A 13,346-nucleotide genomic window follows, 5' to 3' on the forward strand; every position below is an offset into this window, starting at 1 on the left:
TTAATAAGAAGAAATTTTTAATAAATCTAAGTTCTGAACAAAAGAAGATTTTTCAAATTGATAAAATAAATGATCGAGTTTTATTTTAAGTAGATCTTTATCTTCTTTTGCTGCAAATGATGTAGTAATAGAATTATATGACATTTGCTTTAATTCAGCATAGGAAATGTCTGTTTTTTTCAAGGCAATTGTGCATTCATTATTAATATCGATATCAAACATACCTTCATCATCGGTACTTAAACTCACAGGAAGACCCAAACGCAAATATTTTATAAAAGGATGTTGTTTTACGTTATCAATACTTGTTAAACGCAAATTACTAGAAATATTTATTTCTATAGGCATTTTATTTCTTGAAGCATATTCTAAAGCAATAATATCCTTTGATAAATTCACACCATGACCCATTCTTTCTACACCCATAATCATAGAATCTCTTGGATCTTCAATTAAACCTATTTCTCCAGAGTGCATGGTTCGATGTAATTTATTTGTACCATTTAATGAACCAAATAATGCAGAGCTGTATATAAATTGTCCTTTTTCTAATGAGGGATTATTCTCTTCATTATCTAAAAAATCAATCCCAACTAAATATTTATTTGAAGAACTATTTATAAATTTATTCCAATCATCATTTAAGTTTTTTATATCTTTTGTTCTTCTAAAAGCATTATTTAGACGTAAAGTAACGCCTGTTTGGTTTTCCAAATAACTTAACGTATCATAAAATTGAGGTTTTGCAGTTCCTGTAAATTCAATATAAATAACTCCCTCTTTAGCCGCTTTATTAACAAAAGCTAATAAAGATTGTTGATAACTTGAATTATCAGGTGTGGCAAAATTTAAAAAACTAAAAACAGAATTAAATCTTGGAAAAGGCTGTTTACCTGCAGGTAGAAATAAGAAGGATTGAAATTTATTTTGAGAGTTTTTTGTTAAATCTGAATATTTAGCTCCTTTTGGAAGATTTGAAAGCCATAATCTTTCAGAAGGATAAAGCATTTTATTGCCAGAAGAGTTATCAATATCATTAAAAATCGCATCAAATTCTAAGACGGGATTATTTTTTTGCAATAATATATTAGCTATATTCCTATCTAATGTCCCTGAGGGATGGACATGTAACATTCCCCCTTTAGGAAATTGTTCACAAAATTGTTTTTCAAGTTGTTTATGGCGCACTTTTGTTAAATCAATTATGGATTCATATTTAGCCTTAATTTTTGCTTTATAAATTCTTTTTTCTTGAAGTGTTTTTAAATAGAGCAAGTCATCGTCCGTAAAATCTTCTGAGGGACTAAGTGCAATTAACTTTTCCCAATCTTCCCTTGATATTAATTTTTCTTCTAAAGGAACATCACCCAAAGCTGCCTTCTGAAGTAAAAGTTCCCTCGCTTTATCATAATTTTTCCATTGTAATTCTAATTTCTTCTCTAAGTTTATATTTTTATCTATTGCATTTAAATTTTGAAATATTGAAAAATTTAGCACAAATAAAAAAATATATAATTTTTTCAAAATAATTCTCCATATATTTAAAAAATAATTCTTTTAATTATAAATAAAATATATTTGAAATTTTATATTTTATTCAAAAATAAAACAAATCAACACTTTAATAATTTGGATATTATTTATATTGTTTTAAATTTATTGTCAAGAAGAAATATAGATTACATTTAATTAGAAAATATGTAGAAAAAGGCGACTCCAATAAAAATAGAAAGTACCGCATTTTTTTTCCATATATATGTTATTACAACTGGAATTGCGGCAATAAAACTCGCATAAACAAACGAAGGATTCACATGTTCTTCAGACAGACCAGAAGAATAAAGAAACAATATCAACATAATTCCTGATGGCAATTTTTTTCCAAAATTTATCACAAATTCGTTTTGAATAATATTTTTCGGCAAAACAAAAGGCAAATAACGAAAAATAAAAGTAATTACTGTTATTACAAAAATAAGAAATAATAATTCAGTTAATAGCATGTTTTTTTCCATAAAATTTAAACCATTCGAGTATAAACATAGATATAAAATAAAGAAATACAGCAATTAATAAGTTTTTCTGAAAAAATAAGAACGAAATAAAGTAGCAAAAAAATCCGGAAATAACAGGAGTAAAGTATTTGGAACTTATCACGCCATCAATTGCCATAATAAGAAATAAAGCAGTCAAAGCATAAACTAAAAACTCAGTATTATACCCTGATAAAAATGAATAAGAAAAAACACCAATAAAAGTACCTAATATCCAATAAAAATGGCACAATAGAGAAACATAAAAACTATATTTATTATTGTATGATTTTGGATTATTAGAAAGAAGAGCATAGGATTCATCAGTCAACGAACCTATCATATATATCTTTAAAGCAGAGTGGCATTTAAATTTATCTAAAAATGAAAAACCATAAAAAACATGCCGTAAATTCACAATAGCTGTTAAGTAAACAATACTCCAAAATGAGCTATGTGCTAATAACATTGCTACCAAAATAAATTGAGAAGCACCCGCATAAATAAACATACTTATAAGTGGTGCAATAAACCAGGGATAAGCTAACTTTTGGCACACAATGCCAAATGAAAGGCCTATAGGAACATAACCTGCAAGAGCAGGAATGCTGTCTTTAAAAGCATCTTTAAATGAGTTTTCTATGTATTCGGAACGAGACATATTAAAATATCCTAAATTTAATTTTTCTTAAAGCAAACAATATGAGTACCTGATTGATATTTACAACCTGATGAAGTCGCATAAATTTTTTCATGATAATCGCATATAAAACCTATATCTTCAGCCATACATATTAAATTTTCTACATATGTTTTGCATTCTACGATATAATCTAATCCCGCAACAAGAGCTTGTAACTCTAAATAACACAGTCGATAATAACTTATAAATGTATTTGATAAAAACATTTTTTCATCAATTAAGTGATTTAATTTATTTAATAATTCTCGACACATTTTTTCAGAAATTTCAAGATTATCAGTTAATATATTCAATTTTATTTTTGGATATGTATTATTTGATAATCTTATTAGTTCTATTTCATCATCATAACAACTTATGGGTAGATTGAGAATATCTATGCTCAAACTCATGAGATCACAAATATAACCCATATGATGAGAGATTAAATTTTTCTTTCTTTCTAACACACTATGAAATGGTGAAATGAATTCATCAGAAATTATTAAATATCCCTCTTTATCTAGTATTTTATAAGCATGCTGCAATAAAAAATAAGTATTAAAATGATGCGATGAACCTACAGAAATAGCAAGTTTTAAGGGATAATCTGGATGATACTCTAAAAAACTTTTTTGAATGAGATTTATAAAATAATTATTTTTAAATCTATCTTTTAAATAAGAAAAAGCAACAGGACTTGGTTCAACCACATCAATTTTAGAATAAGAGGGTAATATCTCTAAAAGCATTTGCAAGGCTGTTCCAGGTCCCGTTCCAATATCTACGAACCGAGTACTGAGTAAATTATTTTTCTTTAAGTAATTAAAAATTCTTACCACTTGATAAGAGTATGCAGGATGAACCGCTTCAAAAAAATTGTACTCATTTACATTAATTTTTGATTCGAATAAATCTGAAATGATTATGCTATTATTTAGATCTCCCTGCAAAATAAAATTATCCTTAGAAATAAAGGTAGGAGTTGAAAATTCAAAATTTTTAAGACTTTTAATTTCAGAGCGCAGCGATTCTTTAATGTATAAATTATCATGCAAATTCAATAAAAAAAGATCATAATCTTTTGATATTTTCTCAAGATACCCTTTATTTTGATTTGAAAAAGAAATAATTTGAAATTCACTATGGCTTTCGCAAATATAATAATGAACTCCCCAATGATAATTTGATTTTATAAAAAAATTCCTTATATAATTTACAAAATCACTAAATTTAAAAAAAGAATCAATTATAATTAATTGTGAAAATGCTAAACCATTTTGAATCTCAATCCACTGACTTTCTAATATACATCCAATTTCTTTTAAATCTTTTAAATTTCTAATAAAAATCTTTTCTGACAAATTATTCTCAATTATCATATAAGAATTTCCTCTGAAATATTTATTGATATTCAATTTTATAAATAATCATTATAATGATGTAAATGACTTCATATTAATATCATTATTTTACTAATCTCGCAAATAATTAAATGAATTTAATTTTAAGATTCCAAAAAATGAGTTTAATAATTTGTTATATAAATTTAAATTTTAAATAAATTTACGTATTATGAGAGGAGAGTTGATCTAAAAGATCTTTAACAGTCATACGGGAAACACCTAAACTTCTTAATGATGATGCGACAACATTAAGTATTGATTTTTCTAAATCAAAAAATTTCTCTTTTCCTTTTTGACGATAAACAGGCTGGTGGGCATCAACAAGGGCAATGGCATCGGATCCTAATTCCGTTTTTAAATAATCAACACTGGGATGAACATTTTCAATATAAAATTGATACCTACTCAAAAGTGAGGGTTCATCATCATCAGCACGCCCTCGTTTAGTTGCGCGAGAAAGCATTTCTTGTTTACTTATACTTAAATGCAAAACTTTAATCACAGGGATATCGAATCTTTTCAGAAACTCAATAAGATGTTTCGCTGCTTTTACAGTTCGAGGATATCCATCAAGAATAAAAGGATTGGTACGAAATTCGGGGGAGTGCTCAATATGTGCCGCAATAAAATCCTGGGTCCATCTATTAGGAACAAGTAAACCATTCATGGTGCAAAACTCAAGCCAATCCAATTGGCTTGTAAACTTATCCATGTCTTGCCGTTTAAAATAAGCTTCCATTTCAGGAATGTAATTGAGAACTTTTTTTGAAAGTTCTTCCGAAGTATCGACACAATCAAAGATGTTCGATTTTGCAGAAATTTTATAATGATCTTCTAATAATTTTGCATAACTGATTTCATTTTTAGCACGCTGAAAGGTGGTACGTAATATTTCACCCATGGAAAGATGAGCTTCAGGGGGGATTGACATGACCTTTGATAAGGCCGAAGCGACCTCACCCTTTCCACAACTCGAAGGACCCGTCAGAATAAGAACTCCTGGCCCCCGGAGTGAAACGCGTTCCACTTTAATTTTTGATTCTAATTCATAGGCGACGCGATTGAGTGTCATAATAATTCCCTGTTACGTTAAAACTTGTATTTGATTTTTTTTCAATTGATCAAGAATACAGCTTAATAGCTCTTGTTCTTTGCCCTCTGCTGGATAAAGAGGCGCTCTCAAAGTCTTGCCACAAATACCTAAGTGTGACAACATCCACTTCACACCAATAGGATTGGGTACCGCGAAAATTCCATTATTTATGCAATATGTTGCCAAATGCAATCGCTGTAATTCCTTAAAATTCCCCTTCTGATAAGCTTCAAGAATTTGAATAAGTACTTTAGGAATAATATGAGAAGTCACCGATATAACGCCGCTGGCACCACATAAAAGAGCAGGTGCATATGTGGCATCGTCTCCTGATAAAATGAGTACATTTTGTTTATTTATTTGATCGAGAGCGTTTCTCATTTCAACAATGGCATTGACATTTCCCGCTGCTTCTTTAATGGCAACAACATTTTCATTTTCCAATACGATATTGGCGAGAGTCTGTGGCAATAAATTGATTCCCGTTCGACTGGGAACATTGTAAATACAAAGAGGCGTATCTTTAACAGCCTGAGCAACCTCATTATAATGCTTCACAAGACAGCTTTGGCTTGGCTTATTATAGTAGGGAGTAACAACCATCACCCCATTGGTTTTTTTTCCTTGGGCAGATTTTAATTGTGAATATTTAATTGATTTTTCGATGGTGGTCTTGGTATAATTCGTACCTGTTCCCACATAAATATGAAAGTTTTCTGTTTGATGCTCCAATGCCGCAAGCACAAGAGCTTCTGACTCCTGCTCACTTAAGGCGGCGTTTTCCCCGGTGGTGCCTAAAACAACAGCACCATGAATTCCCGCTTTTTTTTGATAGGCAAGAAGGGAATCAAACGCTTTAAAGTCAATCTCTCCTTTATCATGAAAGGGGGTTGCAATCGCTGTAATAACTCCAGAAAAAGGCTTGTGGCTCAAGAGGTTCTCCTTACAAGTAATAGATTCTGATCGCCTTGCAGGATAACGATCTTACAGAAACTTAGCAAGAATCTCTGAAGACAGTTGACCTCTTCTTTCGGATTTGCTAACCACTCAAATACAAAAGTGGGCCGGTAGCTAAATGGTTACGGCAGCTCGCTCATAACGAGACGATCTGGGGGTTCGAGTCCCTCTCGGCCCACCACTTTTCTAAATGCTTCTATGCGGTTCTTGTGCATGATCTTAATTTCCGAAAAAAATCAATAAAATAAAGTTACAAAAAAAAGTCAAATTCTAGATTTTAAAGGAATTTGACTCATCTCAGGTTACATTATCATCGGTATTGAAATATCAATTTTAAATAGAATTTTAATTTTAAAAAATTTATAATTAATATCTTCTTCGACTAATTATTTTTTCCCATTTTCAATTAATTTTCGGTATGAGCAGGATAACGCTCATTCTCAAATTGAATTTAAACTGCAAAGGTAAAATATAATGAAAAAAAATAAATTATTAGAACAACTCGACATTCAAATTCCCTTAATCGTTGCTCCCATGGCAGGAGGGCTTTCAACTCCAGAACTTGTAGCTTGTGCTGCTCAGGCGGGAGCCATTGGCTTTTTAGCCTGTTCTTATGACTCTCCCGAAAACATGGACGCACAAATAAAAAAAGTAAAACAACTTACTCATAAACACTTTGCTGTAAATCTTTTTACACAACATCCCGCACTTAACTTAACAGAACAACAAATTGAAAAAGCCATTGTAGCTACAAATCAATACCGAGAAGAATTAAAAATTCCTTCCTTAACAAAATTAAATCCACCTTACGCGCCCGATTTCGAGAAACAATTTGAAATAGTCCTCGCTAATATCCCTAAAGCTTTCAGTTTTACATTTGGTCTCATTAAAAAGGAACATATTAAAGAATGTAACAAAAAAAGAATTGTCACCATAGGAACTGCCACTCAGCTTAAGGAAGCTCTTTCCTTACAAGAATTAGGCGTGGATGCCCTTGTAGCACAAGGAGTGGAAGCAGGAGGACACCGCGGCTTTTTTGATCCCAATGAAAACGATCCCAATATTTCAACAGATAATCTTGTGAGTCAATTTATTAAAAAATTAAATATTCCTGTGATTGCTGCAGGAGGAATTATGAATCAAAAACATATTCAAAAAATTCTTTCCAAAGGGGCAAGTGCCGTGCAAATGGGAACGGCTTTTTTGCTTAGCAGTGAGGCGGGAACATCGGAGCCATATCGCAGAGCTCTGCGCGAGAAAAAGAGAGAAACCGAATTAACAAAAGTATTTTCAGGACGATATGCTAGGGGATTAAAAAATCGATTTATGACTGAAATGAAAGATAAAGTAACAGACTCTATTTTACCTTTTCCAGCGCAAAATGCTCTCACACGAGACATCCGCAGCAAAGCCGCTCAAATGGATCAAGAAGAATTTTTATCGCTATGGGCAGGTTCCAATGCCCATATGATCAAAGAACATTCTGCCCTTGAAATTATTTCGAAACTTAATTTTAAATAAATTTTTTAATAAGAAAATGAGTTAAATAAAATATATGACAAATATTTTACTATAAAAAATATCACCAGAATCAACTCAACAGTTCATCTAAATCTTTTGCAATTTCATCTGGCGTATTTGTGGGAGCATAGCGTTTTAAAACCTCTCCATTTTTACCAATTAAAAACTTTGTAAAATTCCATTTTATGAATTCCGTACCTAAAATTCCCTTACTATTTTTTTTCAGATATTTATAAAGTGGATGTGCATTGTTTCCATTAACATCTATTTTTGAAAACATAGGGAAAGAAACATTATATGTTAAACTGCAAAAACTTTTAATTTCATTTTCATCTCCAGGCTCTTGACCACCAAATTGATTACAGGGAAATCCTAAAATTTCAAAACCTTTGCCGTTATAATTTTTATATAATTTTTCAAGACCTTCATATTGAGGAGTAAAACCACACTTGCTTGCGGTATTGACTATTAATAATGCATTTCCTTTAAACTGTGAAAGTGTTTTTATATTTCCATTGATATCTTTTGCTTCAAAATCATAGATCGACTGATGTGGCATTGGATTCTCTCCTTAAAATCAAATTATTTCTAAGTTAACAGAGGAGCGTATACTAACATCCTATTTTTAACTGTCTAGAGATGAAAAAAAAAGTCAAAACGAGGAAACTAGACACTTTCTATTGACAATGTTAGCCTAGTTAGGTAAACGAATTTTCACTGCAGTCGTAGCTCAGTTGGTTAGAGCACCACGTTGACATCGTGGGGGTCAGAAGTTCGAGTCTTCTCGATTGCACCATCATTTGGTGTCCTCAATGGATTCTAAAAATTTCAATATTGTTGATGGCTTCAATACAATTGCACCCGCATACGATATTGCTCACGATGCTGTCACCTTAGGTCTGCACCGTATTTGGCGCAAATTTCTTTGCAAAGCCGCTATGAAGTTCACCCCAAAAAATACAAAACTCCTTGATATCGCGACAGGAACAGGCGAAGTCATCCTGGGTATTGTATCCCAACGACCCGATATTCATGTCACAGGAATCGATGCCTCCGAAGGAATGCTCAAAGTCGCTCAAGAGAAAATCAAAAAAAAAGCTTCCTTATTTCAAGAGAATATTGAATTAAAACTCGCCAATGCGCTCAACATTCCCTTCCCCGACAATACTTTCCATACCGTAACAGTTTGCTGGGGTATGCGAAACATACGCCCCCATTCTGCTGCTCTTCGTGAAATATTTCGCGTTTTAAAACCCGGTGGCAATGTGATTATTTTAGAAAACGGGCGCCCCGATTTCAAACTTTTTCGAAAGATATACAACCGTTACGCAAAAGCCGTCCCTGTTCTGGGCGAAAAACTATCTCTCATGAAACCAGCACAACTGGTTTACTCCGCATCTTTTGATAAATTTCCTAGCGGAAGCCAATTTGTTGCAGAATTATTTGATTCTGGCTTTATGAATGCGCAATTTAAAACTTTAGGCGCACAAATTGTGTTTCTTTATTCGGCTCAAAAACCCGTTTTTAGATAATAATTGACCGTGTCTTCCAAGCCTTTTTCCAAAATAAAATCAGGATGCCATCCTAAATTATTTTGAATTTTAGAATTATCGATTGCATAGCGCCAATCATGACCAGGTCTATCTGTTACAAATGAAATTAAATTTTCATATTTTTCATTTATGGGATTGAATTTATCCATTATTTTACAAATTAATTTTACCAATTCGATGTTACTTAATTCTGACTTTCCACCCACATTATAGGTTTCGCCTATTGTTCCTTTATTTAAAATACAATCAATGGCAGAGCAATGATCGGATACATATAACCAATCACGTATATTGCTTCCATCGCCATAAACAGGAATAGGTTTTCTTTCTAAACAGGAACGAATAACTGTGGGAATTAATTTTTCAGCATGCTGAAAAGGGCCATAATTATTTGAACAATTTGATGTTGAGGTTGGCAATTTATAAGTGTGAAAATAAGCTCTCACTAAATGATCGGAACCCGCTTTTGTGGCGGAATAAGGAGAATTAGGAGCGTAGGGTGTTGTTTCTTTAAAAGAAGGACATTCTTTTGTTAACGTCCCATAAACTTCATCGGTGGAAATATGATGAAAACGACATTGATTTTCACCCCATTTCATTTCCTGCAACCAAAACTGCCGTGCCGTTTCCAATAATTGAAATGTACCTAATAAATTCGTTTGAATAAATTCTGCGGGACCGACAATGGAACGATCGACATGACTTTCAGCTGCAAAATGGATGATTTTATTTATTTGATATTTTCTAAAAATATTATCAAGCAAATTTCTATCACAAATATCTCCCTGAACAAATTCGTGATGATGTTCATTTTTTAATGCTAATAAATTTTTTAAAGAACCTGCGTATGTTAATTTATCCAAACTCACAATTTTTATATTATCATACTTATCGAGCATATATCTTACAAAATTACTGCCAATAAAACCTGCCGCACCTGTAATTAAATAATTTTCTTTTATTTCCACAAAATCCCTCAAATAAATAATATAAATCTATTTAAAAATAACTTAAATAGTTTGTGCCAGTAATTTCATTAAATATTGTCCATAGCCACTTTTAATAGATGCAGAAGCTAACTTCTCTAACTGTAATGAAGAAATAAATCCTTTTCGCCAAGCAATTTCTTCAGGACAATTTATTTTTAATCCTAATCTTTCTTCCAAGACAGAAACATATAAGGAGGCATCAAGCAAAGAACGATGTGTGCCTGTGTCTAGCCAGGCAATTCCTCGCCCTAATTCTTCCACATACAGTTGATCGTATTCTAAATAAGTTTTTATCAAGTCGGTAATTTCAAGCTCACCACGATGGGATGGTTTTAATGTCTTTGCAATTTCAGATGCTCTATGGTCAAAGAAATACAATCCTGTAATGGCAATATTGGACTTCGGCAGTTTGGGCTTTTCTTCTATAGAAATAACCTTACCGCTTTTATTAAATTCGACAATTCCATAACGTTCGGGATCATTCACAGGATATCCAAAAATACTACAGCCGTTCAAATTTGCTCTCGTATTTTCTAGAGTTTGAATTAAGCCCTGCCCATGAAATATATTGTCACCTAAAATTAAGCACACGTTATCATGATTTATAAATCTCTCTCCAATAATAAGAGCTTGAGACAATCCATCAGGACTGCCCTGCTCTTCGTAGGACAGAGAAATGCCCCATTGTGAACCATCTCCTAACAATTGCTTAAAAGAAGGCAAATCTCGGGGTGTGGTAATAATTAAAATCTCAGTAATATTAGCCATCATCAATGTTGATAAAGGATAATAGATCATAGGTTTGTCATAAATTGGCATCAATTGTTTACTTATACAGTTTGTCGCGGGATACAGCCTGGTACCAGATCCCCCTGCTAAAATAATCCCCTTCATAAATCCTCCTGAAAAACTTTTATGGAAAGGGCTTACAACTCATTTACCCTTTTGTTGTGACAGTTTTTGCTCAAATTTTTTAGATAGATGCACACCTCTTGACATGACTCCATTGACGCTTAGCCTATAGCTAATGCCTCTCAGGGGCAAATACCAAACTTCTCAATAGGAGATATTTATGAGCAAATCCATTCGTCCTCTTAATGATCGCATTCTTTTAAAACGCATTGAAGCAGAGCAAAAAACATCTGGCGGTATTCTTATACCAGATAATGCAAAAGAAAAACCAATTGAAGGAAAAGTTATTGCTGTTGGCAATGGAAAAGTTCTTGAAAATGGCTCCCGCGTGGTACCTTCTATTAAAACGGGCGACAAAGTCTTGTTTGGTAAATGGAGCGGCAATGAAGTGAAAATAGACGGAGAAGAATATCTTCTTATTAAGGAAGAAGAAATCCTTGCTGTTGTTGAAGCTTAAATCTCATAAAATTTGTTGTAAATTCAAATAAATGTCTATTTTTATAAAGGAAAAACAAAATGGCTGTTAAAATTATTTCTTTTAATGAAAACGCTCAAAAAAAGATTCTTTCTGGTGTAAATACCCTTGCAAACGCCGTTAAAGTGACTCTCGGACCCAAAGGCCGCAACGTTCTTATTGAAAAAAGCTACGGCGCTCCGCTTATTACAAAAGACGGTGTTACCGTTGCTAAAGAAATTGAACTCGAAGACAAATTTGAAAACATGGGCGCTCAAATGGTGAAAGAAGTCGCTTCTAAAACCAATGACGACTCAGGTGACGGAACAACAACAGCAACAGTCCTTGCTCAAGCAATTTACCGCGAAGGCTTTAAAATGCTTGCTGCGGGCCATGCCCCTGTAGAACTCAAACGCGGTATTGATAAAGCTGTTGAAACTGTCGTTGCAAATCTTAAGAAAATCGCGCGCCCTGTGAATGGCACCAAAGAAATTGCACAAGTGGCAACTATTTCTTCAAACAACGACTCCACCATCGGTAACATGATTGCCGAAGCTATGGAAAAAGTAGGGCAAGACGGTGTTATTACTGTTGAAGAAGCGAAAGGCCTCGAAACTTATGTCGACGTCGTTGAAGGTATGCAATTTGACCGCGGTTACCTTTCTCCTTACATGGTGACAGATCAAGAACGCCTTGAAGTTGTTTTTGAAAATCCTTACATCCTTCTTTTTGATAAGAAAATCTCAGGCATGAAGGACATGGTTCCACTTCTTGAAGGAATTGCACGCAGCGGCCGTCCTCTTCTCATCATTGCAGAAGATGTAGAAGGCGAAGCTTTAGCAACTCTCGTACTCAATAAGCTTTCTGGAACAATCAAAGTGTGTGCCGTCAAAGCTCCTGGCTTTGGTGATCGCCGCAAAGCCATGCTTGACGACATTGCTGTTCTTACAAAAGGAACTGTGGTTTCTGAAGAAATCGGCATGCAATTAGAAACAACTATCATCGAAGATCTCGGTCAAGCTGATAAGGTTGTTGTCGACAAAGACAATACAATTATTACAGGTGGTAAGGGATCTGAAGCGAGCATTAAAGCACGTATTGCTGAAATCAGAGGCCAAATTGAAAAAACAACTTCTGACTATGACCGTGAAAAACTTCAAGAACGCCTTGCTAAACTTGCCGGCGGTGTTGCCGTTATTCGCTTAGGCGCTGCGACTGAAGTTGAACTTAAGGAAAAGAAAGATCGCATTGAAGATGCCCTCAATGCAACACGCGCTGCGGTAGCGGAAGGCATTATTGCCGGCGGTGGCGTTGCTCTCGCACGCTCTTCCTTAGAACTTGCTAAATTAAAAGGTGATAACGCGGAACAACAAGCAGGTATTGAACTTGTTCGTCGCGCCCTTGAAGAACCTGTTCGCATTATTGCAAGCAACGGCGGTCATGAAGCAAGCGTTGTTGTTGATAAAATTTTATCAAACAGCTCCATCAGCTTTGGCTTTAACGCATTGACTGACACTTATGAAGATCTCATTCAAGCGGGCGTTATCGACCCTGTTAAAGTAACTCGCTGCGCACTTCAAAACGCAAGCTCTGTGGCAAGTCTCTTATTGACAACCAACGCCATGATTTCCGAAAAACCTAAGAAAGAAGGAGCGGCTGCGGGCGGCATGCCTGGCATGGGCGGCATGGGTGGTATGCCTGGAATGGGCGGCATGGGTGGTATGGACTACGATATGTAATCACCAG

Annotated in this window: 13 protein-coding genes and 2 tRNA genes; 6 read left to right on the forward strand and 9 right to left on the reverse strand. The window is 33.9% G+C overall.

Annotated features, from left to right (window positions below):
• The 6 genes from AXG55_RS10435 to dapA all read right to left on the reverse strand — a co-directional run bounded on the left by AXG55_RS10435 (window position 1) and on the right by dapA (window position 6,147).
• Window positions 1–1,524, reverse strand: a complete 1,524-nt coding sequence (locus tag AXG55_RS10435; protein WP_148698067.1) for an amidohydrolase family protein — start codon at window positions 1,522–1,524, stop codon at window positions 1–3.
• Between the two features lie 161 nt (window positions 1,525–1,685).
• A complete protein-coding gene (locus AXG55_RS10440) occupies window positions 1,686–2,003 on the reverse strand; it encodes an AzlD domain-containing protein (RefSeq protein WP_233231151.1) in 318 nt (105 codons plus the stop codon).
• Window positions 1,990–2,694, reverse strand: a complete 705-nt coding sequence (locus AXG55_RS10445) for an AzlC family ABC transporter permease (protein ID WP_148698069.1) — start codon at window positions 2,692–2,694, stop codon at window positions 1,990–1,992. Before AXG55_RS10445 ends, AXG55_RS10440 begins: the two co-directional genes overlap by 14 nt.
• 17 nt (window positions 2,695–2,711) lie before the next feature.
• Window positions 2,712–4,097, reverse strand: coding sequence for a class I SAM-dependent methyltransferase (locus AXG55_RS10450; RefSeq protein ID WP_148698070.1), 1,386 nt, complete (start codon window positions 4,095–4,097; stop codon window positions 2,712–2,714).
• Window positions 4,098–4,281: 184 nt separating this feature from the next.
• Window positions 4,282–5,193: an adenylate kinase family protein gene (locus tag AXG55_RS10455; RefSeq protein ID WP_148698071.1), complete on the reverse strand. Its 912-nt coding sequence runs from the start codon at window positions 5,191–5,193 to the stop codon at window positions 4,282–4,284.
• 12 nt (window positions 5,194–5,205) lie between these two features.
• Window positions 5,206–6,147, reverse strand: a complete 942-nt coding sequence (gene dapA / locus AXG55_RS10460; protein ID WP_233231152.1) for a 4-hydroxy-tetrahydrodipicolinate synthase — start codon at window positions 6,145–6,147, stop codon at window positions 5,206–5,208.
• Between the two features lie 128 nt (window positions 6,148–6,275).
• Between dapA and AXG55_RS10465 the strand changes: the two genes are divergently transcribed.
• Window positions 6,276–6,352: transfer RNA gene (locus AXG55_RS10465), tRNA-Ile, on the forward strand.
• Window positions 6,353–6,645: 293 nt separating this feature from the next.
• Entirely contained in the window at window positions 6,646–7,692 is a 1,047-nt protein-coding gene (locus tag AXG55_RS10470; RefSeq protein WP_148698073.1) for an NAD(P)H-dependent flavin oxidoreductase, read from the forward strand.
• Window positions 7,693–7,762: 70 nt separating this feature from the next.
• Here the strand turns inward: AXG55_RS10470 and AXG55_RS10475 are convergent, their stop codons facing one another.
• Complete coding sequence (locus tag AXG55_RS10475; RefSeq protein WP_148698074.1) at window positions 7,763–8,251, reverse strand: glutathione peroxidase; 489 nt, start codon at window positions 8,249–8,251, stop codon at window positions 7,763–7,765.
• 160 nt (window positions 8,252–8,411) lie between these two features.
• Here AXG55_RS10475 and AXG55_RS10480 point away from each other — a divergent pair.
• Window positions 8,412–8,488, forward strand: a tRNA-Val gene (locus tag AXG55_RS10480).
• A 16-nt stretch (window positions 8,489–8,504) separates the two neighbouring features.
• A complete protein-coding gene (locus tag AXG55_RS10485; protein ID WP_148698075.1) occupies window positions 8,505–9,224 on the forward strand; it encodes a ubiquinone/menaquinone biosynthesis methyltransferase in 720 nt (239 codons plus the stop codon).
• Here AXG55_RS10485 and rfbB read toward each other — a convergent pair.
• Together rfbB and rfbA are read right to left on the reverse strand one after the other, a co-directional pair.
• A complete protein-coding gene (rfbB, locus tag AXG55_RS10490; protein ID WP_148698076.1) occupies window positions 9,203–10,213 on the reverse strand; it encodes a dTDP-glucose 4,6-dehydratase in 1,011 nt (336 codons plus the stop codon). The genes AXG55_RS10485 and rfbB overlap by 22 nt on opposite strands.
• Window positions 10,214–10,255: 42 nt before the next feature.
• Complete coding sequence (rfbA, locus tag AXG55_RS10495) at window positions 10,256–11,128, reverse strand: glucose-1-phosphate thymidylyltransferase RfbA (RefSeq protein WP_148698077.1); 873 nt, start codon at window positions 11,126–11,128, stop codon at window positions 10,256–10,258.
• Window positions 11,129–11,306: 178 nt separating this feature from the next.
• Between rfbA and groES the strand changes: the two genes are divergently transcribed.
• The gene (gene groES, locus AXG55_RS10500) at window positions 11,307–11,603 is read left to right on the forward strand and encodes a co-chaperone GroES (protein ID WP_148698078.1); all 297 of its coding nucleotides are present in this window, start codon (window positions 11,307–11,309) and stop codon (window positions 11,601–11,603) included.
• Between the two features lie 59 nt (window positions 11,604–11,662).
• Window positions 11,663–13,339 carry a chaperonin GroEL gene (gene groL / locus AXG55_RS10505; protein WP_148698079.1) on the forward strand — a complete coding sequence of 559 codons (1,677 nt, stop codon included), beginning with the start codon at window positions 11,663–11,665 and terminating at the stop codon, window positions 13,337–13,339.
• The last annotated feature ends 7 nt before the right edge of the window (window positions 13,340–13,346 follow it).

Origin of the sequence: Silvanigrella aquatica (assembly GCF_001907975.1) — a bacterium.
Classification (GTDB): Bacteria; Bdellovibrionota_B; Oligoflexia; order Silvanigrellales; family Silvanigrellaceae; genus Silvanigrella; species Silvanigrella aquatica.